The sequence below is a fragment of the Chryseobacterium sp. WG14 genome, assembly GCF_024586945.1.
Lineage (GTDB): Bacteria > Bacteroidota > Bacteroidia > Flavobacteriales > Weeksellaceae > Chryseobacterium.
Map to the genome: position 1 here is coordinate 136,940 of NZ_JALCZD010000006.1, position 25,327 is coordinate 162,266.

The window sequence follows — 25,327 nt, forward strand, 5'->3', positions numbered from 1 at the left end:
TAGTATTTTCAAAATCTAAAAGATTGCTTTGTGTTTCTTTTTCCCCTAACTTTGCACAAACCTAATCTAATGAGTAAAAAGAATACAAAGTACATCTTTGTGACAGGAGGTGTAACTTCATCTTTGGGAAAAGGAATCGTGTCTGCTTCTCTGGGACTATTGCTAAAATCACGCGGTTTTAATGTAACGATCCAAAAGCTTGATCCTTATATCAATATCGACCCGGGAACATTGAATCCTTATGAGCACGGAGAGTGCTACGTAACCGAAGATGGTGCAGAGACGGATCTGGATTTAGGCCACTATGAGCGTTATCTTGATGCTCCTACCTCTCAAAACAACAACGTTACTACAGGAAAAATCTACCAGACTGTAATTGAAAAAGAAAGAAAAGGAGATTTCCTTGGAAAAACAGTGCAGGTGATTCCTCATATCACTAACGAAATTAAACGCAGAATTAAAATCCTTTCAAAACAGAACTACGATATCATTATTACAGAGATCGGGGGAACAGTAGGGGATATTGAATCTTTACCATACATTGAAACTGTTCGTCAGCTGAAGTGGGAATTGGGAGAGAGTAATTCTATGGTGATCCACTTAACATTATTGCCATACCTGGCTTCAAGTGGAGAGTTAAAAACAAAACCTTCTCAGCATTCCGTGCGCCAATTGATGGAGAGCGGAATTATGGCTGATGTTTTGGTTTGCAGAACAGAGCATAAAATTCCTAAAGATCAAAGAGCAAAACTGGCACAATTCTGTAACGTTGCTTTGGAAAACGTTATTGAATGTAAAGATTTGGAAACGATCTATGAAGTTCCAATGTATCTTCAGAAGCAGAATTTTGACGATGTAGTGTTGAAAGAACTGGATCTGAAAAGTGATAAAACAGCTGACCTTAAAGACTGGAAGAACTTCTTAAAGAAATTCCAGAACCCTAAGAAAAAAGTGGAAATTGCGTTGGTAGGAAAATATGTTTCCCTTCAGGATTCATATATTTCTATTGCTGAGGCATTTAAACATGCCGGTGCCGATCTTGAAACTGAAGTGAAGGTAAGATGGGTATACAGTGGAGATATCACAGAAGATAATATTAAGGATGTTCTGAAAGGAGTGAACGGTATTCTTGTAGCTCCCGGATTTGGAGACAGAGGAATAGAAGGGAAAGTACTTACTGCAAAATATGCAAGAGAAAACAAAATTCCTATGTTGGGAATCTGTTTGGGAATGCAGATCATGACCATTGAATTTGCAAGAAATGTTCTTGGACATACCAAAGCGAATTCAGTAGAATTTGATACAGCAACGCCTGATCCTGTGATCTCGTTAATGGAAGAACAGAAAAATGTAGTAGATAAAGGAGGAACAATGCGTCTTGGAGCATGGAAATGTTCTTTGAAAAACGGATCCAGATTATTTGATGTTTACGGAAGTAAAAATATTTCCGAGAGACACCGTCACCGTTATGAGTTCAACAGTGAATATCTGCAGGAATTTGAAAAAAATGGCTTCCTGGCTACAGGTACAAACCCTGAAACTGGATTGGTAGAAGCTCTTGAACTTCCTGGTCACCCATTCTATGTAGGGGTTCAGTATCACCCTGAATATAAGAGTACGGTAGCAACGCCACATCCTTTATTCAGAGCTTTCATTAAGGCTTGCGAAACATCTAAGTAGATATTTTAGTATTTGAAAAGAATGTAAGTATGTTACATTGTTCCCAATAAAGAATACTAAATGTCCTTATAAAAAGAAATAAGGTAAAATTTTATCATAAACGTCTTACTATAAACTCAGGCTGATTATTCTCAGCTTGAGTTTATTATATAGTAACGTAGTAAAGCATAGAGTTTTGATAAAAAAACAGTATTTTTGTCAGCTCAAAATTATGTACATATAAAGGTACATCCTAAGTTTAAAATTTTAATATAAAATAAAATGCAACAAAACAACGGAATCGATAAGAAGCAAATGATTAGTTTCGCGGTTTTATGCCTGGTTCTCTTCGGCTTTATGTTCTATTTTCAGAACAAGCAGGCGAAAGAAGAGCAGTTAAAAGCTGAGCAGCAGAAAACTGAACAGGTTAAAAACCCGGTAAAACAAACTCAGGCAAGTAATATCAATCCAAATGTAACTCCTGGTTCCATCCAAACAGCAAGTCTGTCTAACAAAGAATTGAATGTAGAATTCTCAAGTTTAGGAGGACAGGTTTCCAAAGTACAGCTTTCAGAATACAAAGCATATGACCACAAAACAGATCAGGCGGATCTTCCTCTATATCTGATCAATAAAAATAATTCAACCTACGGATTTCAGTTTAAAGATAAAACAGGAAAGGTTGTCAACACTAAAGATTTAGTTTTTGCCCCTTCTGTTAATGGGAATGCTGTAACACTAACAGCTGATTATAACGGCGCTGTTATTCAGTTTATTTATACATTACTTCCAAAATATACTTTAGATTTTAAAGTAAGAACACAAGGACTTTCTAAAATTACTTCAGATAATAAAGCAGATTTTATCTGGGATTATAGTGTAAGAAACTTAGAAAAAGGTAGAGCTCAGGAGCAGTCTCATTCAGAATTCTCCTATGCTTTTAATAATTATAAAGATTATGATTATGATGGAAGAACTACCATGGAAGAGGAAAAAGAAACCCTTAACTGGATTGGTGTAAAGCAACAGTTCTTTACTTCTGTTATTGAGGCTAAGAATGGTTTCACACAAAGTAAAGGAAACCAGGAGTCGGTGGAAGAAGGCGAGTATCTGAAAAAATTAAACTATGAAGGTTTCGTTCAGATGACCGGAAGTGAACTGAATCAGGACTTTACCTGGTACTTTATGCCACTGGATCTGAAATTATTGAAATCTTACGATAAAAATTTTGATGAGATTCTTCCATTAGGATGGTCTTTTATCGGATGGATGAACCGTGGGTTCTTTATGCCGATGTATAACCTTATTGCTGATTGGGGATTAACTGCAGGTTGGGTAATCTTCCTGATGACTATTATTGTAAAATTGATCTTGTCACCCATTATGTATAAGCAGCATAAGTTGAGTGCGATGATGAAAGTAATCCGTCCGGAAATTGATGAGGTAAATGCCAAACTGAAAGATGCAGACCCAATGAAGAAGCAACAGGCTACTATGGAGGTTTACAGAAAGGCCGGAGTTAACCAGATGGCAGGATGTTTACCCGCATTGGTTCAGATTCCAATTTTCTACGCATTATTCCGTTTCTTCCCGAACTTTATTGATTTAAGAGGTCAGGGGTTCTGGTTTGCAAAAGATTTGACAGCTTATGACGATTTGATTAAATTGCCATTTAAAATTCCTTTCCTGGGAGATCACTTGAGTATTTTTGCATTGGCGTGTACTATTGTTATCTTAATTTATACGGTGATGACTTCAGGAAATATGCAGCAGCCTCAGCAGGAAGGAATGCCAAATATGAAAGTATTGATGTATATTTTCCCGATTACATTCCTATTCTTCCTTAACACTTCAGCGTCCGGTCTTTCATGGTACTATTTCGTATCGAATGCGATCAATATCTTAATTATCTTAGTTATTAAGTATGTGATTCTGGATGAGAAGAAAATTCATGCTCAGATTCAGGCTAATAAAGAAAAGCCTAAAACGGAAGGTAAATTCCAAAAAAGAATGAGAGAAATGATGGAGAAAGCTCAGGATCAGCAAAAAGCTCAGGAGCAACAAAGAAATAAAAAGAAATAGTCTAAAATATATATGACATAAAAAAAGAGAAGCTGTTTAACTGCTTCTCTTTTTTTATGTTGTATCTGATGGTATTCAAGGGTATTGCTTTTAATCATACTTTAATCTGAATGACTGTCTGTGGTGTTTTGTGGGGCCATGCTTTATCAAAGCTTCCTGATGCTTTTTTGTAGCATACCCAAAGTTGGTATCCCAGCCATATTCCGGATGTTCTTCATGCAGCTCGATCATTAATCTGTCTCTGTAGTTTTTTGCAAGAATAGAAGCTGCAGCAATAGACAGTACTTTTGAATCTCCTTTGATAATACATTGATGAGGAATAAAATTATAGGGATGGAATTTGTTGCCATCTACTAAAATAAGTTCAGGAGTGATTGCTAATTTATCCAGAGCGCGGTGCATAGCATGGATGCTGGCATTGAGGATGTTGTGTTCATCGATGAATGAAGGAGGCAGTTCAGCGATGGCATAAGTCTTTACATTGTCCTTGATATAATCATCCAATTCCATTCTTGTTTTAAAAGTTAATTTTTTTGAATCATTAACTAAATTTTGCTTAAAACTGTCATCCAAAATTACAGCAGCAGCAACCACTGGTCCGCTTAAACAGCCTCTTCCTACTTCGTCACATCCTGCTTCAATATAAGCGTCTGACCATCTATGTAATAGTTGTGTATCTATATCTTGCATAAGACTGTAAAATTAGTAAAAACAAACCTATTAAAAAGACGTTTCGTTTGTTTTTTGAAATTCTGAAAATAAATCGTTTTTAAGCTAATGAATTAAAATAAATGAACGATAATAGTATGATTTTTATGATTTGTCAAGAGGTTTTAAAATTGCTTTTTTTTAACCTAAAAACAATTTTACTTAATGGTACCATATTGGTGCTTTTGTTACATTAATTTATTTACGTTTTTTGTGATTTTTTATTGCGTTTGTAGTGCGTTGCTCGCTGTTTGTAGAATGTTTTTTCGAATTTTAAGATAAAAAAAATAAATATGCATTGCATTGCAATTGTGAAATTATTAATGGTTTTAAAAGTTGAAAATTATTGTATTTATCTCATTTACAGTATTTTATTGTTTGATTTTATTTGATACTTATATGAATATTATCAATAATAATAATCGTTAGTATTTTTAGAAGAAAAATGTTTAATTTTTTTTTAATTTTTGTTAAAAAAAATAATTTTAACTTATTTTAATAATTTTTATGCTTATTTGATTGAAAATTATTAAATAGTTAATAATTTTTTAAGAATTTATTTTGTGTTGTTAATAAAGTTTTACAAATTTGTACGGATACAAAATTAAATTTGATATGAAGAAACTAACAACGAGTCTACTTGTAGTGGTATTGTCTTCATCTGTTGCTATTGTAAGTGCTCAACAGAAGAAAAATGATACCGCCACACAGACTAAAGAGATTGAGGGTGTAGTGGTGACTGCATTAGGTATTAAGAGAGAGAAAAAAGCTCTTGGATATGCCTCTCAAGAAATCAAAGGGGACCTTATTTCTGATGCAGGGCAAACGAACGCTGTAAGTGCATTGTCGGGAAATGTTGCAGGGGTACAGGTTACAGCACCTTCTTCCATGGGAGGTTCTACCAGAATTACCATGAGAGGTATTAGTTCGGTTACCGGAGAAAACCGACCTTTAATTGTTATTGATGGAATTCCTTTAGATAACTCAAATGTTAACAGTGTAGATACTCAAAGAGGAGCTGGAGGAAGAGATTACGGAGATGCAACTTTTGACATCAACCCGGATGATATTGAAAGTGTAACGGTATTGAAGGGAGGTCCTGCGGCAGCACTATACGGATATAGAGCAGGTAACGGAGCAATTATCTATACCACAAAATCAGCTAAAAAAGGGAGAACAGAAGTTACGCTTAATACAGGTGTATCTTTTGAATCCATCTACATCAGACCCAAATTACAAAATCAATATGGAGGTGGATTAGAGTCAGAACTTCCTACAGAAGATATTAACGGCCAGACCTATAATATTACAGAGTTTGGAACCGATGAAAGCTGGGGACCAAGATACAATCCTAATTTATTATATTTAGGTTGGAACTCATTTGACCCTGAGTTCAGTAATGATTATATGAAACTGAAGAAGTGGGTAGCTCCTAATAAAGATGTTGATGACTTCTTTAGAGTAGGAACTACATATACCAATAACGTCTCAGTTTCTAAATCATTCGAAAATACGAATGTAAGATTATCTTATACCAATACTAAGATTAATGGTATTGTACCTAATTCAGAAATTAAGAAAGATAACTTCAGTTTAAATGTTAGCTCAAAATTATCAGATAAATTAAAAGCAGATGCTGTTTTCAATTATGTCCATACAGCAGGTTTTAACAGACCGGAGCAGGGATATGGAGATAATTCAGTAGCACAGAAGTTTTATCAATGGGGACAAAGACAGCTAGATTTTTCAGAACTGAAAGATTATAAACTGGCTAACGGAATGCAGAGATCCTGGAACAGGACTGCTTGGAATGACGGTACTCCTAACTTCTCAGATAACCCGTACTGGACTATTTATGAGAATACTTCTGATGATAACAGACACCGATTCTTTGGAAACGCAGGGTTAACCTATAATTTTTCTAAGAAGGTATATGTTTCAGGAAAGGTATACGGAGATACTTACTCTCAGCAAATCAGATCAAGAGTAGCTGTTGGTTCAGCAGCACAATCAGGATATGTTATTCAAAAAAGGAATAATTCTGAATTCAACTACGAAGGTAGAATTCACTATAATGATAACTTCGGTGATTTCAGTTTAAATACATTTGCAGGATTCAATATTATGGATCGTAAATGGGATGTTTTGGAAGGCAGATCTGTAGGAGGATTAATTATTCCGGGATTGTATAATCTTGCGAATAGTAAAGAGGCTCCACGTTCATCTAATGCATCTTACCATTTAGGAGTACGCAGTGTATTTGCATCCGTTTCATTAGGATATAAAGACTTTTTATTCTTAGAAGGAACCGGAAGAAATGACTGGTTCTCAATGCTTAATGATGATCAGTTTTATCCTTCAGTAACTGGTAGCTTTGTGTTCTCCAAGATTGCTAATGTAGACTGGATCTCTTTTGGTAAATTAAGAGCAGGATGGTCAAGAATTGCAGGAGGCTCTGATCCTTATATCAGAGGAACGTTTGCATCGATAGAAACTCCATTTGGAGGAAGTCCGGTATACTCTATGCCTAATACTAAAGGAGAGCCAATGATCAAACCTGAGATCAAGACAACGAAAGAGATCGGTTTGGAAATGAACTTCTTTAAAAACAGATTTGGATTTGACGTTACATATTATGACGTAAAATCTACAGATTTGATTATTCCATTGCCAATTGATCCGGCTACAGGATATGGATTCAAGAGAATTAACGCCGGGGAAATGACCAACAAAGGTATTGAAGCCATGGTGAATATTACGCCTATCAGAAGCAGTGATTTCTCATGGGATTTTACCTGGAATTTCACAAGAAACAGAAACAAGCTTGTTGATCTACAAGGAAATCTTCAAAATTATATTTTGACCAATGCACCGTTCAGAGTACAGCTTGCTGCTCAGGTAGGATATTCATATGGGGTAATCTTAGGAACTGATTATGTATATGATGCTGCCGGTAATAAGGTAGTAGATGCTACAGGTCGTTATAAAGCTTCAGAGATCAAGCCTTTAGGTTCTGTACTTCCTGATTACAATATGGGATTCAGAAACTCATTTAAATATAAGAGCTTCGGATTGTCATTCTTAATTGATGTTCAGCAGGGAGGTAAATACTTCTCAACAACCAATATGTGGGGGATGTCTTCGGGTATGCTTGAAGAATCTGCACTTGGAGGAAACAGAGAAGCAGGAATTACCCTACCGGGAGTTAAAGAAGACGGTACTCCAAATGATATTCATTTAGATGCAACAACATGGGGAAAATCATTTTATAACACTGTGGATGCGCAAAACGTTTTTGATGCCAGCTACATTAAGTTAAGAGATGTTACTTTATCTTATGATTTACCAAAATCTTTCATTGGAAACTCTATTCAGGGAATCAGAGTATCTGCTTTTGCAAGAAACCTGTTTGCTTGGAATTTAGCTAATAAAGGCATCGATCCTGAGAATACATCATACGGATCAGGAAACATTCAGGGAATAGAAGGAGGTTCGTTACCATCTACAAGGGTATTCGGAGTTAATGTAAACTTTAAATTTTAATCACAATGAAAAAGATATTTTCAATACTAACACTGGCAGGTTTATCATTAGCACTTAACAGCTGTGCAGATAAATTTGATGAAATAGATGCCAACCCAAACTCTACGGAGAATCCATTACCAACAGGATTGTTCAACAATGGAAACAAAGAGTATATGGATTTCACAAGAGATGGTTGGGTATCAGGAAGAATGATGCTGCCATTTGTTCAATATTCAGCACAAAGACAGTATACTGAAGAGGACAGATACCAATACAGGCTTACTACGGGTACACAATTGTGGACAAGAACCTATTATGTAGCTCAGGATTACAAGAAGATCATTGATCTGAATACTGATCCGGCTACTAAAGCTCAAATGGCTAATTATGGAGCTAATGCAAACCAGATCGCAGCATCCAGAATTATGTTATCTTACGTGTTTGCTAATTTAGCAGATGCTTTCGGGGATATTCCATATTGGTCTTATGGGAATAAAGATGCAGATTTCCAGGCATTAAATATTGATGCAACACTGCAGCCTAAATTTGCTACTCAGAAGAAGGTATATGCAGACATTTTAAAAGAACTTAAAGAAGCTTCTGAAATGATCGATGATAATCAGGAGGTTATCTTAACGGATGGAGATCAATTGTTTGGTAGCCCTGAAAAATTGAAAAAGTTTGCGAACTCTCTAAGATTAAGAATAGCAACCCGGGTAAAAGGGGTTATTCCGGGAGCAGAAGCTCATATTGCAGATGCTATTGCTTCAGGGGTGATGACATCTAATGCTGATACGGTGGGATTAACGTATGAAAATAACTTGGTTAACCCATCTCCTTTCTTTTCAACCTATATTGAGAGATCAGACTTTGCAATTTCAAAAACTTTTGTACAGTTGCTTAAAGGAGAAAAAGGTAATTTTGGAGTGGATCCAAGAATTTTCAAATATGCTTCTCCAACTTCTGTAAAAGCATCTAATATCAGGGCTCAGAATATGGTTGAAGCTACAGATATTGACCAGATCAAAGGAATGCCATATGGTGTACCAAGTACCTTGGCAACCAGTCAGGCTGCTTCATCAAGTTATTTTGGTAAAAATGTCTTAAAGCCTGGTTATACTGAAATCTTTATGGAGTATGCGGAAGTAGAATTCTTATTGGCTGAAGCTAATGGCTGGTCACAGGATCATTATGTAAAAGGAGTTAGAGCATCTATGGAAAGATGGGGTATTGCTTCTAATGAGATTGATACATTTGTTGCTGCTCTTCCGGCTGCTAATAAAGCAAATGTAATGACTCAAAAGTATGTTGCATTATTTATGCAGCCTAATGAAGCATGGTCAGAATACAGAAGAACAGGATATCCTAATACATTATTGTTGCCTGGGCAAACAGCTGATCTGAATGTACCTTCTGCAGCTGGACAAACAACATATACGTTTACTTCGCTTATTGCAGGGTTAACAGATGTACCAACAAGAATTTTCTATCCAACAACAGTTCAGACATTAAATACAGCGAATTACCAAGCTGCGTCTGCTTCTATTGGTGGAGATCAAATGAATACAAAATTAATTTGGGATACCAACTAATACTGTAAACATATTTTAACACACATTCAGTTAACATTCATATTAAAACCGCCTTTTGGCGGTTTTTTATTTAATAATAGTACTTGTTTCTTCATTATTGTAAATTTCATGGATCTGTATAATTCTATTTTTCATTAAGTCATTGTTTATTTTTTTCATTATATATTGTTATACAAATATTTTTTACTGATGATTTACTTTATATTTATTTATAAGATTATTTAAAATTTAAATTTTGATAAAAAACAATAAGAAACTTTGTTTTATTGATGTTTATTTAAGTTTTTAACTTAAAATTTTAACTAATTAATATATTTTATCGTTTTATATTGAGTATTTTATATTTTTTTAATTTTTTTTCTTTGACTTGTTAATAAGGTTTTACAAATTTGTACGGATACAAAATTAAATTTGATTATGAAGAAACTAACAACGAGTCTACTTGTAGTGGTATTGTCTTCATCTGTTGCTATTGTAAGTGCTCAGCAGAAGAAAAATGATACCGTCACACAGACTAAAGAGATTGAGGGTGTAGTGGTGACTGCATTGGGGATTAAGAGAGAGAAGAAAGCTCTTGGATATGCCTCTCAAGAAATCAAAGGAGACCTTATTTCTGATGCCGGGCAAACGAATGCTGTAAGTGCATTATCAGGAAATGTCGCAGGGGTCCAGGTAACAGCTCCTTCTTCTATGGGGGGGTCTACCAGAATTACAATGAGAGGGATCAGTTCTCTAACTGGTGAAAACCGTCCATTAATTGTGGTTGATGGAGTTCCTTTAGATAACTCAAATGTTAATAATGATGATACTCAAAGAGGAGCAGGAGGTCGAGATTATGGAGATGCTACATTTGATATTAATCCTGATGATATTGAAAGTGTAACGGTCTTAAAAGGAGGCCCGGCAGCTGCTTTATATGGATATAGAGCAGGAAACGGAGCCATTATTTATACTACAAAATCAGCTAAAAAAGGGAGAACTGAGGTACAGTTTAATACAGGTGTTTCCTTTGAATCTATTTACATCAGACCAAAATTACAAAACCTATATGGAGGTGGTTCAGAATTAGCACTGCAAACTCAGGAAATAGATGGGGTAACGTATAATCTTCCTGAATTTGGAACAGATGAAAGCTGGGGTCCTAAATATGACCCGAATTTATATTACTTAGGCTGGGATTCTTTTGATCCTGAATTTCCTAATCAATATATGAAGCTGAAACAGTGGGTTGCTCCTAGAAAAGATGTTGATGACTTCTTTAGAGTTGGAACAACTTATACCAATAACATTTCTGTTTCTAAATCATTCGAAAATACAAATATAAGACTATCCTATACCAATACAAAAATTAACGGTATTGTACCAAATTCTGAAATTAAGAAAGATAATTTCAGTATAAATATTAATTCCAAATTGACTGACAATTTAAAAGCTGATGCAGTTTTTAATTATGTGCGTACCGATGGTTTCAACAGACCAGAACAAGGATACGGGGATAACTCTGTAGCACAGAAGTTCTACCAGTGGGGACAGAGACAGCTTGATTTTTCAGAATTGCAAAATTATAAATTACCAAATGGAATGCAGAGATCCTGGAACAGGACTGCTTGGAATGATGGTACTCCAAACTTCTCTGATAACCCTTACTGGACGATCTATGAAAATACTTCTGCAGATACCAGAAATAGATTCTTTGGAAATGCTGGACTGACGTATAATTTTTCTAAGAAAGTATATGTTTCTGGTAAGGTATATGGAGATACCTATTCACAAACCATTTCCTCAAGAGTGGCTATTGGATCAGCGGCACAATCTCAATATAATCTTAGAAAAAGTAATAACTCTGAATTCAACTATGAAGGGAGATTACACTACAATGATAATTTCGGAGATTTCAATTTAAGTACCTTTGTAGGATTTAATATTATGAATCGTAAGTGGGATATCATGCAGGGTAATTCTGTTGGGGGATTAATTATTCCTGATTTATATAATTTATCGAACAGTAGAGAAATTGCACGTGCAACTAACTCATCTTTTCACGTAGGAGTAAAAAGTTTATTTGCATCGGTGTCTTTGGGATATAAAGACTTTTTATTCTTAGAGGCTACAGGTAGAAATGACTGGTTCTCTATGCTAAATGATGATCAGTTTTACCCTTCCGTAACAGGTAGTTTCGTATTCTCTAAGCTTCTTAAAACAGACTGGATCTCTTTTGGAAAGGTGAGAGCAGGATGGTCAAGAATTGCAGGAGGTTCTGATCCTTATATTAGAGGAACTTATGCAACAATAGGAAATTCATTCTGGGGAAGCCCAACTTATTCTATGCCCCCTACTAAAGGAGAAAACAACCTTACTCCTGACTTGAAAACTACTAAGGAAATTGGTCTAGAAATGAACTTCTTCAAAAATAGATTAGGGTTTGATGTTACTTACTATGATGTGAAAACTACAAATCTGATTATTCCGTTACCAATTGATCCTGCAACAGGATTTGGATTTAAAAGAATCAATGCCGGAGAGATGACTAACAAAGGTATCGAAGCGACGGTAAATATTACTCCTATAAAAACTGCAGATTTCTCATGGGATGTTGCGTGGAACTTTACGAGAAACCGAAACAAGCTTGTAGAATTGCAAGGTAATCTTGAAAATCTTATCCTGACCAATGCTCCGTTCAGAGTACAGTTAGCTGCTCAGGTTGGATATTCATACGGTACAATTCTGGGAACTGATTTTGTATATGATGCCAACGGGAATAAGGTAGTAGATGCAACCGGACGTTATAAAGCTTCAGCGATTAAGCCTTTAGGTTCAGTACTTCCTGATTACAATATGGGATTCAGAAACTCATTCAAATATAAAAGTTTTGGATTATCTTTCCTGATTGATATTCAACAAGGAGGTAAATACTTCTCAACAACTCACATGTGGGGAATGAATAACGGGATGCTTGAGGAAACTGCTCTTGGAGGAAATAGAGAGGCTGGTGTGATTCTTCCAGGTGTTAAAGAAAATGGAGCTCCTAACGATATCCGATTAGATGCACCAACATGGGGGAAATCATATTATAACACCGTTGATGCACAGAATGTTTTTGATGCAAGTTACATTAAGTTAAGAGACATTACTTTATCTTATGATCTTCCAAAGTCATTTATTGGTAATTCTATTCAAGGAATAAGAGTATCCGCATTTGCAAGAAACCTTTTTGCATGGAATCTTGCCTTCAAGGGAGTTGATCCGGAGAATACTTCTTATGGGTCAGGTAATATTCAGGGGTTAGAAGGTGGTTCTTTACCATCTACAAGGATGTATGGAGTTAATGTGAATTTTAAATTTTAATTACAATGAAAAAAATATTTTCTATAATAGTGGTAGTAGGTTTGTCTCTAGCAATTAACAGCTGTGCAGATAAATTTGATGAAATTGATGTCAATCCGAATTCTACAGAGAATCCTCTGCCAACAGGGTTGTTCAACAACGGGAACAAAGAGTACATGGATTTCACAAGAGATGGCTGGGTATCAGGGAGAATGATGCTCCCATTTGTTCAATATTCTGCCCAAAGAATATATACTGAAGAGGACAGATATCAGTACAGACTTACCACAGGAACTCAGTTGTGGACAAGGACTTATTACGTAGCACAGGACTATAAGAAAATTATTGACCTTAATACTGATCCAGCATCAAAAGGTAAAATGTTGGCTTATGGAAGTAATGAAAACCAGATCGCAGCTTCAAGAATTATGTTATCTTATGTGTTTGCTAACCTTGCAGATGCTTTTGGTGATATTCCTTATTGGTCTTATGGTAATAAGGATGCTGACTTTCAGGCATTAAATATTGATGCAACATTGCAACCTAAATTTGCTACACAGCAAAAAGTGTATGCAGATGTCTTAAAAGAGCTTAAAGAGGCTTCGGAAATGATTGATCTTTCTACATCAACCGTTTTTTCTGAAGGTGATCAATTGTTTAAAAGCCCTGCTAAGCTTAAGAAATTTGCAAACTCATTAAGATTGAGAATTGCAACCCGAGTAAAAGGTGTGGTTCCGGGAGCAGAGGCACATATTGCAGATGCTATCGCTTCAGGAGTGATGACTTCTAATGATGATACTGTGGGCTTAACTTATGAAAGTAATCTGGTTAATCCATCACCATTCTTTTCAACCTACATTGACAGATCTGATTTTGCTGTTTCAAAGACTTTTGTTCAGCTACTTAAAGGAGAATCCGGAGTTTTTGGGGTAGATCCTAGAATTTTTAAATATGCAGCTCCAACAACGGTGACAGCAACTGATATTAGACAGCAGACAATGGCCGAAGCTTCAGATATTAGCAAAATCCAAGGAATGCCTTATGGTGTACCATCTACATTAACCTCAAGTCAGGCAGGTACCTCAAGTTTCTTTGGTAAAAATATCCTAAAACCTGGTGCTACCGAAATATTCATGGAGTATGCAGAGGTTGAATTCTTACTATCAGAAGCGAATGGCTGGTCACAAGATCATTATGAAAAAGGTGTGAAAGCATCTATGGAAAGATGGGGAATTGATGCCGCTAAAGCCAATACATTTGTAGGCGCGCTTCCTGCAGCGAGTAAAGCTAATGTAATGACACAGAAGTATATTGCATTATTTATGCAGTCTAATGAGGCTTGGTCAGAATATAGAAGAACCGGATACCCTAATACATTGTTATTGCCTGGGCAAACGGCTAATCTTAATAAGCCATCCGCAACGGGGGTAACTACCTATACATTTACGTCACTTATTGCTGGCTTAACAGATGTACCAACCAGAATTTTCTATCCAACTAATGTACAGACATTAAATACAGCGAATTATCAAGCTGCGTCTGCTTCTATTGGTGGAGATAAAATGAATACAAAATTAATTTGGGATGTAAACTAAAAAGTATTCATATAATATATTCAAATTAAGAAACCGCCTTCGGGCAGTTTTTTCTGAAAAAGTTTTTAAACAAGAAAAAGAGGTCTTCAAGACCTCTTTTATATTTTTTATTCACCTTTGCACTTGATTGAAAATGGTAAGCAGGCACCCCAGGCTTGGCATTGTCTATAGCCATCAGGGCAGGTTCCCCATGGCTCACAGCAGGGAGCGTTTCCTCCATTAATCTGTTTAAGTTCTGTTTTAGAGATTTTTCTTAGATTTTTCATGATATATTTTGTTTTAATTAGTAAAATAAATATAGGAAAATTATTGGTAATTTATTGCTTTTCAGTGTAATAATGTGAAAAATAAATTAAATAATTGAAACTCTGTGATCTTGATGTATAGGGTTGTCTTTTTTATTTCACTAAATTTGTACTTCAAATTTTTGAGATGAAGTAAGGCTATTCCATGTGGCCTTTAAAAAAGTAATATATACACATGAATATTAAAGATATTATAGAAGGGAAACTTTCAGAGGTTATTTTAAATGTATATCAATTAAAAGACATTAAGCTGGAGGTTCAGGAAAATAAAACGGAATTTGAGGGTGACTTTACCATTGTTACTTTTCCGTTGGTAAAACAATTAAAGAAAAATCCGGAAAGCATTGGAGTTGAATTAGGGGAAGCTTTAACGGAACAATCAGATTTATTTGAAAGCTTTAATGTGGTAAAAGGTTTTTTGAATGTTAAAGTTAAAAACCAGTTGTTTGTGGATAACTTCAGATCCGTAAGCAATGGTTTTTCAACAATAGAAAAGAAAAATGCTACAGTGATGGTAGAGTATTCTTCACCGAATACCAATAAGCCTTTACACTTGGGGCATATCAGAAATAACTTATTAGGATTTTCTGTAGCTCAGATCTTAAAAGAGGCTGGCTATGATGTGATCAAAACGCAAATTATCAATGATAGAGGAATCCATATCTGTAAGTCGATGTTGGCTTGGGTGAAATTTGGAAATGGCGAAACCCCGGAAACAACCAATACCAAAGGAGATAAATTTGTAGGAAACTACTATGTAGAATTTGATAAAAAATACAAAAAAGAAATTGCAGATCTTGTAGGACAGGGAGTAGGAGAAGAGCAGGCTAAGAAAGATGCTCCGATGATAAAAGAAGCGCAAAAAATGCTTTTAGATTGGGAAAATGGAGATGAAATGGTAAGAAACCTTTGGGCAGAAATGAATTCTTGGGTATATAAAGGATTCAATGAAACCTATAAAAGATTAGGTGTTGATTTTGACCAGGTTCAATACGAAAGCAATACTTATCTGTTAGGAAAGGATATTATTCAGCAAGGGTTGGATGACGGAGTTTTATATCAAAAAGAAGATGGCTCTGTTTGGTGTGACCTTACGGATGAAGGACTTGATCAGAAGTTGTTATTACGTTCTGACGGTACATCCGTTTACATGACACAGGATTTAGGAACTGCTGTTGGACGTTTTAAACAAAGCGATATCAAGAAGCTGATTTATACCGTAGGAAATGAACAGGATTATCACTTCCAGGTCTTATTTAAGATTTTAAAGAAGCTGGGTTATGAGTGGGCAGACCAGCTTTATCACCTTTCTTATGGAATGGTAGAGCTTCCTGAAGGTAAAATGAAATCCCGTGAAGGAACGGTAGTAGATGCTGATGACCTGATGCAGGAAATGTATGAAACTGCGAAATCTAAGGCTCAGGAGCTTGGGAAACTGGAGACTCTTTCAGAAGAAGATAAAGAAGCTTCTTATGAGACAGTAGGACTTGGAGCATTAAAATATTTTATGCTAAAAGTAGACCCTAAGAAAAAAATGCTTTTCAATCCTGCCGAAAGTATTGATTTCAACGGGAATACAGGACCATTCATCCAGTATACTTATGCACGTATTCAGTCATTGTTATCTAAAGCAGGCTATACCCAGAAAGAGACAGCTGATGTAGTTTTCAATCAATCTGAGAAAGAGCTGATTATGCAGTTGACCAACTTTAAGACTGTAGTAGCCAAATCAGCAGAAACATTAAGCCCGGCTTTAGTGGCTAATTATGTATATGATCTTGTGAAAGCATATAACTCTTTCTATCAGAATAACCCAATCCTGATTCAGGATGATGAAAATGTAAAACAATTCCGTCTGAATGTTTCAGACCTTACAGCCAAGACGATTAAAAAATCTTTAGAGCTTCTGGGAATCGGAACCGTAAACAGAATGTAGAAAATAATACGCCTCCTGAATTCAGGAGGCATTTTTTTTTGTAAAATATATTATATAATAGCAGTGAAAAGCCGGAGAGTAGAAGCTAGATAAAAATTCTTTACATTAGATTAAAACCCAAAAACTACGTTTCACACCCTTCTTCTTGCATCATGTATCCTGCAGTTTATCATCCTTACCATGCATCTGCTTAAGGCTATCTGCATATAGTTTCGCAGGACTCCATCTTGCATGTTTGGAAAGAACCACTTTGTATCCTTTTTTGTACGTGTAGACTTTGGTGAATTTGGCCCCAAAAAATATCAGCATACAGGAATAATTAATCCACATCATAATCAGAATCACAGTTCCGGCAGCTCCAAAAGTGGAAGTGGGCTTTACCTGGCTGAAATAAAGACTTAATAGAAACTTTCCTAATGTAAATAGGGCGGTTGTTAAAAAAGCACCTCTCCACACCGATTTCCAGGAGATCAGTACATCCGGAAGAACCTTAAACATTAAAGCAAACAAAAGCATGACGAGCCCAAAACCTATGGCAAAGTTCACTAATTCTACAAGCATATAAGTTTCAAAACCGAAATATTGGGTAATGATTGTATTAAAAAGACTGATAAGGGAAGATAAGATCATCGTGATCATCAGCAAAAACCCCAGGATAAGAATCATTCCCAAGGAATTGGCCCGGTCCAGTAAAAATTTGAGCAGCGCTTTTTTAGGAGCCGCTTCTACATCCCAAAGTGCATTGAGTGAATGTTGAAGTTGAAAGAAAAGAGTTGTAGAACCAAAAACTAAAGATCCTACTCCTACAGCTTTCATAAAAATGTTTTTTTTGTCAATCAGTGCTCCAGCCAGCATCCCTTCAATACTTTTTGCTACGTCAGGCCCCATAATGCCGCTGATCTGAGTACTTATCTGCCCACGTATAGCTTCTTCGCCAAAAAAATTCCCCAATACCCAGATAATAATAATTAATAATCCCGGAATAGAAAAAATGGCATAATAGGCCAGACTTGCCGAGTCTTTTGACGCAGAAGAGCTGTTCCATTCTGTAAATGTTTCCTTTAGAACCTCCCAGAAAAATTTTATATTATTGATCATATTAAAATGGATATCCGATGGCAATATTTAAAATAAGATTATCTTTTCTCCAGCTGGAATCTCCGAAATTAATTTTATCGAAAGCCCATCTGTCTCCTTTTTCATAATAAGGTACCCGCAATGGCATAGCTAAATCTAATCGTAAGATTAGGATAGAAAAATCAAGTCTCAGACCAACTCCTGCTCCCACAGCAATTTCATTTAAAAAATCTTTTGAGAACTTGGCGCCGGGTCTATCCTTATCACTATTGATCAGCCATATGTTTCCGGCATCCACAAAAACTGCAGCATTCAGAAATTTAAATAGATTAGCACGGTATTCGGCATTAAATTCCAGCTTTATATCTCCGGACTGATCAAAATAGGCACCTTCCTCTAAGGTTCTGGGATCAAAACTCCCGGGTCCTAATGTTCTTGCACGGAAAGCCCTGATACTGTTACTCCCTCCCGAGAAAAACTGCTTGGAAAAAGGAATAAATTCTGAATTTCCATACGGATAAGCTATTCCGGCAATTATTCTTGTTGCCAGTGAGGATTTCTCTGTAAACTTATGATAGAACCTCAAATCATTTTCAATCTTAACATATTGACTGAAAGGAATTCCGAAAATTTCTTTTTGCTTATCTTTCTTTACATTGGCTCCAGTAACCAGTCCTGTAATATTTCCTGCCAGGTCAAGCGTTCCTTTATAGTAGAATGTATTTGTTCTGGGAAGCATTGTATTCGTATAAGTATAAGAATAGGTAGGTCCGAAAATAAGCTGTCTTTCTATAATTCGCTGCATGGCAGGTTTACCTTCAGATTTCATTATGTATTCTTCTGTAACTTTAGCTGGAGAAACCAGGGTAATGTCAATTACCTTCAGTTCATGCTCTTTTCTGGCATTTTCTTTCCAGATGTACCCAAATGATCCCGTAAAGTTATTAAGTGTATAATATTTTGTTCTGTTCTGAAATTCGTATCCTAATGTGATATTGGTTCTCGGAACAAATTCGCTGGAAGAATGAAAACGGAAAGGTGCTACAATTCTTGGAATGGAAAGCTGCACATTAGTTCCTCCACGGAAAATATTGTTGGCATCTTTAGGACCACCCATCTGGAAATCAAAAGCTCCGTAAATAGCGGCTTTAAATTGCTCAGCCCCACGGAAGAAATTCCGGTGTGTCCAGTTCAGATTCAGCTCACTACCGGCATAGTTTGCGGAGTTTGTTCTGCCCAGTGCTTCCAGACGAAGTGACTGGATTTGCCTTGGAGTCAGTAAATAATAAGCATCAAATTTATGAGATAATGAGTCAGCGACAACGAATTCATTCTTTACAAACTTGAAAACTCCCAGACTTATTAACCGGTTTAGCGTAAGGTTATGGTTGGAACGGTTATAAAGATCTCCTTTTTTAAAATATAAAGCTCTGTCGAAAATTTTTGGTTTGAATTTATGTTGCGGATCAATAACATACATATCATCGAAAGCATACTTAGTGAGGGAGTCTTTATCCATTGGGATACTGTATTTCCCATCTTTTACATCCTGGATGTTATAATTGGGAAACACAATCACCTTATCAATACTAAACTGTTGAGTAGCCAGATCCGGGGTATTATCTTTAAGTTTTACGTTGAGTTCAACCTTATGATTTTTATTCACAGTACTGTCTGCCTGTACAATAATATTATCGGGGTGGAAGTAATAAAATCCTCTTTCTTTTAAGCCATTATCAATTCTTTCCCTTTCAGTCTTGATGACATCCAGATCAAAGGGTTTTCCGTTTTTAAGAAGCGTTTTATTGGTTAAACTTTGAATTTCCTGATTAACGAGGGTAGAGTCTTTCTGGAATTTTACGCCCTCAATCATATATCTGGCACCAGGTCTTACCGTATAAATAACCTGAGCTTTTTTGTTCTTTGAAACCGTATCATAAGTTGCCCGTGCATTGAAATATCCTTTGTTTTCAGAATAGTTTTCAATAATGTCTTTATTGAATTCACGGTCTACATCACCTAATAATACAGGCTTTTCACCTACTTTATATTTAAGCCAGTAATTAAAACCTTTGTCTTTTTTGGGTTCCTTAGCTATATTATAGAAATATAACTTTGGACGAAGTCCCAGGAATGTAGAGTTCGGTTTGGGAGTAAGGTTGGCTTCCAGTGCTGACTGAAGGTCTTTTTTCTCTTTTTTCGAAATAGTGTCATTTAAGATTTTTACCTCTGCACCGGTATAGAGCATCTGACCCTCTCTTAAATATTTGGTATTGCTGCAGGAAATAGCTACCGATGAAATCCCGGAAACAAACAGATATTTACAATATGTATGGAACTTATTACTCATTATTTAAATTCTACCACTTGGTTATTTTGATTCTTTTTAGGTTTCTTCTCCTTTGACTTTTGAAATATTTCCCGGAATTTATCATAATCCAATGTAATGATAAATCCTACTCCGGTTTCTATGATCTGCCCCTGAAGAGCCACCTGATATTCATCTTTACGGTAAGCGCGCAGCATGTATCTGCCGTCTTTAGACAGGCTGTAGTCCACAGAGACATTGCCGGCAATATTCGTCATGTTTTCATTTTGACGGGCATCACCCTCCAGTCCGAAATTACTTCCTACCGTTACTTTCAGTCTGTCATTCAACAGTTTTTTGCTGATATCTACATTAAGGTCTGTTCGGGTATTTTTCTGTCCTGTTGAATAATCATCTGAGGAATCAAGCCCGAAATTGAGATCAACCCCTTTTATCAGCCCGGCAGCAAGATTATTCAGTTGCTGGGAGAGAATTTTACTCACACTCTGTCTTGCCATGGTTTCTGCAGACATTCCGGCACCGCTTTCAAAAGGATTTTCTCCAATAAAACGGTTCAGGAGAAGTAAAGCAAATACCTGCTTATTCAATTCAGATTCCTGGGTTCTGAGCTGGGCCAGTTTCTGATCAACAATATCTTTTACATTAGTTGCTACAGCGTTATTTTTTTCTTCTGTGGTAACATCAAAGCTAAGCTGTGGCTTCAGGAGCTCACCTTTCATTTTCAGTAAAGCATTGAATGGTATCCTCTGCTTAAACTGATTCATAAAGGATGCTCCTCCATCAGTACCTATCTGCTGTTCTACAAGGTCAATAGGAGCGGCTTCAGTTTTATAAACTGCGGTAATATCCATGATGGCTGTCGTAGGCTCTCCGGTCCAGGTAATGGTACTTCCTTTCTGAATATCAAACTTACGTTTCAGGAAACTCACAGAAAGGTCATAGCTTCCTTTTTCTACTTCATATACCCCTACGAGTGTAGTTTTCCCTGACGGATCTATCCCTCCGGTAAGTTCAGCCTCTCCCTGAAGTTGTACAAAATCTCCGTTGGCCTTGTCTATGACAAGTGAAATTTTTGCTTCTTTGCTTACTTCAATATTAACACTTACATCCATTCCTTTGATACGGCTTTGTGCATTAAGAGAGTCTGCTTTTACCGTTTTATTGAGGACCACCTGATCCTGATCAATAAACTCTACAATGCCGTCTCTTTCCTGCAGGGATGGAGTAGACTGAGGAAGTACAAAAGTGAAATCAGTATTGTCTGCCACGCTTAGTCTTCCGTCTACCTTTGGCAAATCAAGGTTTCCACGGATACGAAGTCCGGCATCAATAGCAAGAACTCCATACATCATGGCATCATTTGATTTTTCAGAGTTCACCACTTTAAAATCTTTAGCATTTACATTAAGATTAAAGGCGAAATCCCTATAAGTCTGAGTAAGTACTTGCCCATCTACAACAAGAGCGTTTCCGTCTTTGTCATTGATCTTAAATTTATTAAATTCAATACCACGGCTGGTAAAGTCTATCTCATCATTGAGCTTTCTGAAATCACTTCCTGTTTTTGCAATTTCAAGGCCGGCATCATTGAATTTTACTTTTCCTAAGATATTGGGTTTTTCCGAACTGCCTGTGATTTTTAAATTCCCCGAGAGATAACCCTCCGTATTGGTAATTGCATTCATGGAAAAGCCTTGGATACTTTTCATCTGAAGCTGATTGATAGCCATATTCAGATCAAAGGTGCTTGAAGAAGTATTATAATCTCCAAGAATTTTCACATCATTATTATTTCCGGAAAGAACGATATCAGCATTTAAAAGATTCGGTGAAGAATTATTCACCTTTACAGCAAGATTTCCGACAGGACTTCCATACACAATCAGATTTGAAATATTTAAATCCGAAGTGAAGGTCATCTTTTTCATCACATCTCTCAGCTGAGCCGTACCATTAATGGTACCTCTTGCCAGAACCGTATCTTTTTTAATAAGTTCTGTAATGGTTTCAATTTTAAAATCTTTCAACGAAATATTCAAAGGACTATTTGGACTGTCATTCTCCGATTGAAGAGATATTTCACTTCCTCCATTAGACAGGATGAAGTTGTCTGCTAAAATCCCTTTATTACTGATCTGAATTTTATTGTTTTCGGCAACATTCCAATCTGCATAGTTGAGTTTTAGCCCATTGGGATTCAATGATATTTCTGTAATGTCATTCAGTGATTTTGCATTTCCTGCAATGAGGAACTGAGTGGCATCTTTATCATCTTTAGTAGTAACATTGTAATTAATTGTATTATCGGCTACATCTCCACCAATATTGATTTTCTTTAAAGTTAAGCTGGAACTTTTCAGAGCGGCTACATTAAGGTTATACTGTAACGCCTGATTTTCATTCGTGACTTTCAGTGCTGCATTTTCAATGGAATTTTCACCATATAGCAACTGGGGAATTTGCCCGTCAATCTCAATCTTCTGGGAATCTGCATCATAATTTCCTGTCAGATTAATGGTTTCAAAACTCTTCAGGTCAGGAACAAATTTTCTGATAAGGTCATCATTTTTAATCTTTGCCAGAAAGTTAAAATGCTGCCCCGGATCAATTTTCTGTGTTTTATCCGGCTTCTGAAACTGGTAATACTGATTGATGGTCTGCGTTAAAGCTCCGAAGATCTGAGTGAGCTTGTATTTTCCTTTTAGCTCAACATCTGCAATTTGAGAATTGAATATAATCTGTGTTGAATCGTTGGTAGAAGATGCTTTTAAATTGACTTCCTGCACAGGATAAACTTCTTTGGTATCGGAAAAAGCAAAATCTTTAAGGTTTAAATAGCCATTTAGGTTATTAGGATCTAAACTGCTAAAGTCTCCATCAATTTTTCCGGCAATAATCATCTGTTTATCATAAAAACCAAGCTTGTTAACATCGAGTTTGATGATCTCTCCATTTACTTTTACCGTAGGATTTTTTTCATTATAAACACCAGACGCGGTCAGTTGTAAACTGGCATTCGGATCTTTGGAATCTAAAATAATATGATAAACCCCTTTGTTAATTTTTCCGGTCAGATTCATATTCTGGTATCGGTAACCTTTATAGACCGCCGAAGCTACGTGCCCTTTTAAGTCTGCATTGGCATTTTTAAAATCAAAGCTTTCTCCTTTTGCTGCAATCTGGGCTGTGACAGGACCGATATCTTTATTCTGAATGATTTTCCCCACCTGTACTCCCTGAAGATTGGCTTTTATATCATACAATTCATGATTTTTTCTGCGCATATCAACATTTGCTATGATTGCTGCATTTCCAAGCGTAGAATAAAGATTGAGATCTGTGCTGACTACTTTTGTAGTGCCTTTTGCGTTTCCTTTAATGCTGAAATGAGAAGGAAGAGAAATATTGGAAGGAATTGTATTTTTAGGGACAAGATTGAAAATTGTTTTGGCACTGGAAGAAAATTCTCCGATTCTTACATCATAATATAACTGATCGGGATTCATTGCATTTTTGATCTTTCCTGAAGCCACTACTCTCAACTGATCCAATCCTGACACTTTAAGGTCCTGGATTAAAAGATCATTGACACTTCCTTTTACATTGGCATTCAGATTTAAAACAGCATTCGGATATTTGTTGAATGGAACAGTATTTTTTAAAGTGGGAACAAGATTCAAAATATCAGAAAACCCGATTTTTGAATCTTTAATAGTAGCTGAAACTTTAACAGCACCCAGATTTGAAGTGAGCTGGTCAATAGAATTATAATTCAGGATCACCTCATCCCGCAAAAGGGTTTTGGGAGTTTGAAGGTAAAGACTCTTAAGATAAGCCTCTTTTTCCCCATACACGAAATCTGTATTGAATTTCTGAATATTCAAACCTCTGGCTTCCTGAACTTCTGCAGAATTTACTGTTCCCGCAAACGTATTATTCTCCATTTTGAAGCTTCTCACCTCCATATTCATTTTTGAAAAGTTCAGATGATTGAAATCCATTCCCTGTTTGGTAGGAGCAATTGCTGTATTGTTGTAGGTAGCTTTTACATCATTAAGAACAAGTTTTCCTAACAGCAGTTTCATGGCCTTATCCTGATCTGATGCCTTGGAAACTTCAGCTTCTTTTTCCTTTTTTGGATTGGCATTCTGAGCCGGAAGATAAAGGTTAGCATTAATATCTGCTCCGGATAAAAATACATTGGCAACGCTGTAGTTGTTATTCTCAAGATCAATTTTGTTGACTTTCGTGCTGAGCTCTTTAAACAGAACTTTAGCGAAAGTCTTAGTATTTTCATCTCCGTAGTCAATGTCGAAATTGGTGAGCTTAATTCCTCTTAGCCCAATATTCATAGGCTTTTTTTCATTGAGTGAATCTACTTTTTTCTCAACTTTTTTGGAAACCTCTTCTACTAGGCCCTGCTTTAGTTTTAATTTTAATCCATCAAGGTTAATATCATTAACAGCATAGGTATTTTTAGTAAGATCAAACTTTTTAACCCTGGTATCGAAAGATGTAAAATAAAGGCTAATATCATTTCTCGACTGCTGGTCGTTAAAAGTGACTCCTACGTCTTTTAAATTAATTTTATCAAGAGAAATAATGAAAGGTTTGGAAGGGCTTTCTTCTTTATCACTGGTAGCAAAAGCATCAATAATGTAATCAAAATTAAATTTACCGTCGGGTTTTCTTACAACATGAGCACGGGCTCCCTGCATATCTACAGAGGTAATATCTGCGGTAGAATTGATGAGCTTTAGCATATGTAAGCCTACATCCAGCTTTTTTACAGACAAAAGAGTATCCACATCCTGTCCTTTGAGATAAAGATTTTCCATAACAAGACTGTTTGGAAATCCGATATAAACTTTTTCAAGGCTTACCTGGGTCTTGATTTTTTTCTCAAGATAGACGATAAGTTTGTCTTTAATAAAGTTCTGAACGGCTGGAAGCCTTAAGCTTAGGATCAACAGGGTAAGGAGAACCAATATCGAAATAAAGGTTATTGCAATACGCCTTAAGAGTTTTGTAATGTTGATTTTTAGTTTCAAATGCGATGTGGTTTCTGACAAAGATAATAATACTAAATTATTTTCACTTTGCTGTGGTACCCTTGCAAATGCAAAAATCCTGCCTTGGCTGTCTTATTATGGAATTTTTAGTCTGTAGTTGTCAAGTGAATAGTTGAGTAAGAC

At 36.1% G+C, this 25,327-nt stretch carries 12 protein-coding genes; 7 read left to right on the top strand and 5 right to left on the bottom strand.

Features of this window, described 5'->3' with window-relative positions; all coding sequences use genetic code 11:
• Positions 1–69 precede the first annotated feature (69 nt).
• Both MP478_RS12355 and yidC read left to right on the top strand, forming a co-directional pair.
• A complete protein-coding gene (locus tag MP478_RS12355; protein WP_257189771.1) occupies positions 70–1,680 on the top strand; it encodes a CTP synthase in 1,611 nt (536 codons plus the stop codon).
• Positions 1,681–1,941: 261 nt separating this feature from the next.
• Positions 1,942–3,741 (top strand): membrane protein insertase YidC, encoded by a 1,800-nt coding sequence (gene yidC, locus MP478_RS12360; RefSeq protein WP_257200623.1) that lies wholly within the window; start codon positions 1,942–1,944, stop codon positions 3,739–3,741.
• A 90-nt stretch (positions 3,742–3,831) separates the two neighbouring features.
• On the opposite strand, the gene MP478_RS12365 is transcribed toward yidC, so the two are convergent.
• The gene (locus MP478_RS12365) at positions 3,832–4,431 is read right to left on the bottom strand and encodes a ribonuclease HII (protein WP_230038131.1); all 600 of its coding nucleotides are present in this window, start codon (positions 4,429–4,431) and stop codon (positions 3,832–3,834) included.
• A 633-nt stretch (positions 4,432–5,064) separates the two neighbouring features.
• Here MP478_RS12365 and MP478_RS12370 point away from each other — a divergent pair.
• The 4 genes from MP478_RS12370 (at position 5,065) to MP478_RS12385 (ending at position 14,485) form a co-directional block, all read left to right on the top strand.
• Positions 5,065–7,992 (top strand): SusC/RagA family TonB-linked outer membrane protein, encoded by a 2,928-nt coding sequence (locus tag MP478_RS12370; RefSeq protein ID WP_257200624.1) that lies wholly within the window; start codon positions 5,065–5,067, stop codon positions 7,990–7,992.
• 5 nt (positions 7,993–7,997) lie between these two features.
• Positions 7,998–9,566 (top strand): SusD/RagB family nutrient-binding outer membrane lipoprotein, encoded by a 1,569-nt coding sequence (locus tag MP478_RS12375; RefSeq protein WP_257200625.1) that lies wholly within the window; start codon positions 7,998–8,000, stop codon positions 9,564–9,566.
• A 417-nt stretch (positions 9,567–9,983) separates the two neighbouring features.
• Positions 9,984–12,911 carry a SusC/RagA family TonB-linked outer membrane protein gene (locus tag MP478_RS12380; protein WP_257200626.1) on the top strand — a complete coding sequence of 976 codons (2,928 nt, stop codon included), beginning with the start codon at positions 9,984–9,986 and terminating at the stop codon, positions 12,909–12,911.
• A 5-nt stretch (positions 12,912–12,916) separates the two neighbouring features.
• Complete coding sequence (locus MP478_RS12385; RefSeq protein WP_257200627.1) at positions 12,917–14,485, top strand: SusD/RagB family nutrient-binding outer membrane lipoprotein; 1,569 nt, start codon at positions 12,917–12,919, stop codon at positions 14,483–14,485.
• A 25-nt stretch (positions 14,486–14,510) separates the two neighbouring features.
• On the opposite strand, the gene MP478_RS12390 is transcribed toward MP478_RS12385, so the two are convergent.
• Positions 14,511–14,705 carry a hypothetical protein gene (locus MP478_RS12390; RefSeq protein ID WP_257189764.1) on the bottom strand — a complete coding sequence of 65 codons (195 nt, stop codon included), beginning with the start codon at positions 14,703–14,705 and terminating at the stop codon, positions 14,511–14,513.
• A gap of 260 nt (positions 14,706–14,965) precedes the next feature.
• Between MP478_RS12390 and argS the strand changes: the two genes are divergently transcribed.
• Complete coding sequence (gene argS / locus MP478_RS12395) at positions 14,966–16,726, top strand: arginine--tRNA ligase (protein WP_257189763.1); 1,761 nt, start codon at positions 14,966–14,968, stop codon at positions 16,724–16,726.
• 150 nt (positions 16,727–16,876) lie between these two features.
• Here the strand turns inward: argS and MP478_RS12400 are convergent, their stop codons facing one another.
• From MP478_RS12400 to MP478_RS12410, 3 genes are read right to left on the bottom strand one after another with little or no spacing between them, the layout of a single operon-like run.
• On the bottom strand, positions 16,877–17,824 hold the full coding sequence (locus tag MP478_RS12400; RefSeq protein ID WP_230038121.1) for a YihY/virulence factor BrkB family protein: 948 nt from the start codon (positions 17,822–17,824) through the stop codon (positions 16,877–16,879).
• Position 17,825: 1 nt separating this feature from the next.
• Positions 17,826–20,153, bottom strand: a complete 2,328-nt coding sequence (locus tag MP478_RS12405) for a BamA/TamA family outer membrane protein (protein ID WP_257200628.1) — start codon at positions 20,151–20,153, stop codon at positions 17,826–17,828.
• Positions 20,153–25,183, bottom strand: a complete 5,031-nt coding sequence (locus MP478_RS12410) for a translocation/assembly module TamB (protein WP_257200629.1) — start codon at positions 25,181–25,183, stop codon at positions 20,153–20,155. The genes MP478_RS12405 and MP478_RS12410 overlap by 1 nt, the downstream gene beginning before the upstream one ends.
• Positions 25,184–25,327: the final 144 nt, after the last annotated feature.

Excerpts from the sequence above, each read along its gene's own strand:
- MP478_RS12355 (WP_257189771.1), top strand. The coding sequence starts at position 70 with ATGAGTAAAAAGAATACAAAGTACATCTTTGTGACAGGAGGTGTAACT.
- yidC (WP_257200623.1), top strand. The coding sequence starts at position 1,942 with ATGCAACAAAACAACGGAATCGATAAGAAGCAAATGATTAGTTTCGCG.
- MP478_RS12365 (WP_230038131.1), bottom strand. The coding sequence starts at position 4,431 with ATGCAAGATATAGATACACAACTATTACATAGATGGTCAGACGCTTAT.
- MP478_RS12370 (WP_257200624.1), top strand. The coding sequence starts at position 5,065 with ATGAAGAAACTAACAACGAGTCTACTTGTAGTGGTATTGTCTTCATCT.
- MP478_RS12375 (WP_257200625.1), top strand. The coding sequence starts at position 7,998 with ATGAAAAAGATATTTTCAATACTAACACTGGCAGGTTTATCATTAGCA.
- MP478_RS12380 (WP_257200626.1), top strand. The coding sequence starts at position 9,984 with ATGAAGAAACTAACAACGAGTCTACTTGTAGTGGTATTGTCTTCATCT.
- MP478_RS12385 (WP_257200627.1), top strand. The coding sequence starts at position 12,917 with ATGAAAAAAATATTTTCTATAATAGTGGTAGTAGGTTTGTCTCTAGCA.
- MP478_RS12390 (WP_257189764.1), bottom strand. The coding sequence starts at position 14,705 with ATGGAGGAAACGCTCCCTGCTGTGAGCCATGGGGAACCTGCCCTGATG.
- argS (WP_257189763.1), top strand. The coding sequence starts at position 14,966 with ATGAATATTAAAGATATTATAGAAGGGAAACTTTCAGAGGTTATTTTA.
- MP478_RS12400 (WP_230038121.1), bottom strand. The coding sequence starts at position 17,824 with ATGATCAATAATATAAAATTTTTCTGGGAGGTTCTAAAGGAAACATTT.
- MP478_RS12405 (WP_257200628.1), bottom strand. The coding sequence starts at position 20,153 with ATGAGTAATAAGTTCCATACATATTGTAAATATCTGTTTGTTTCCGGG.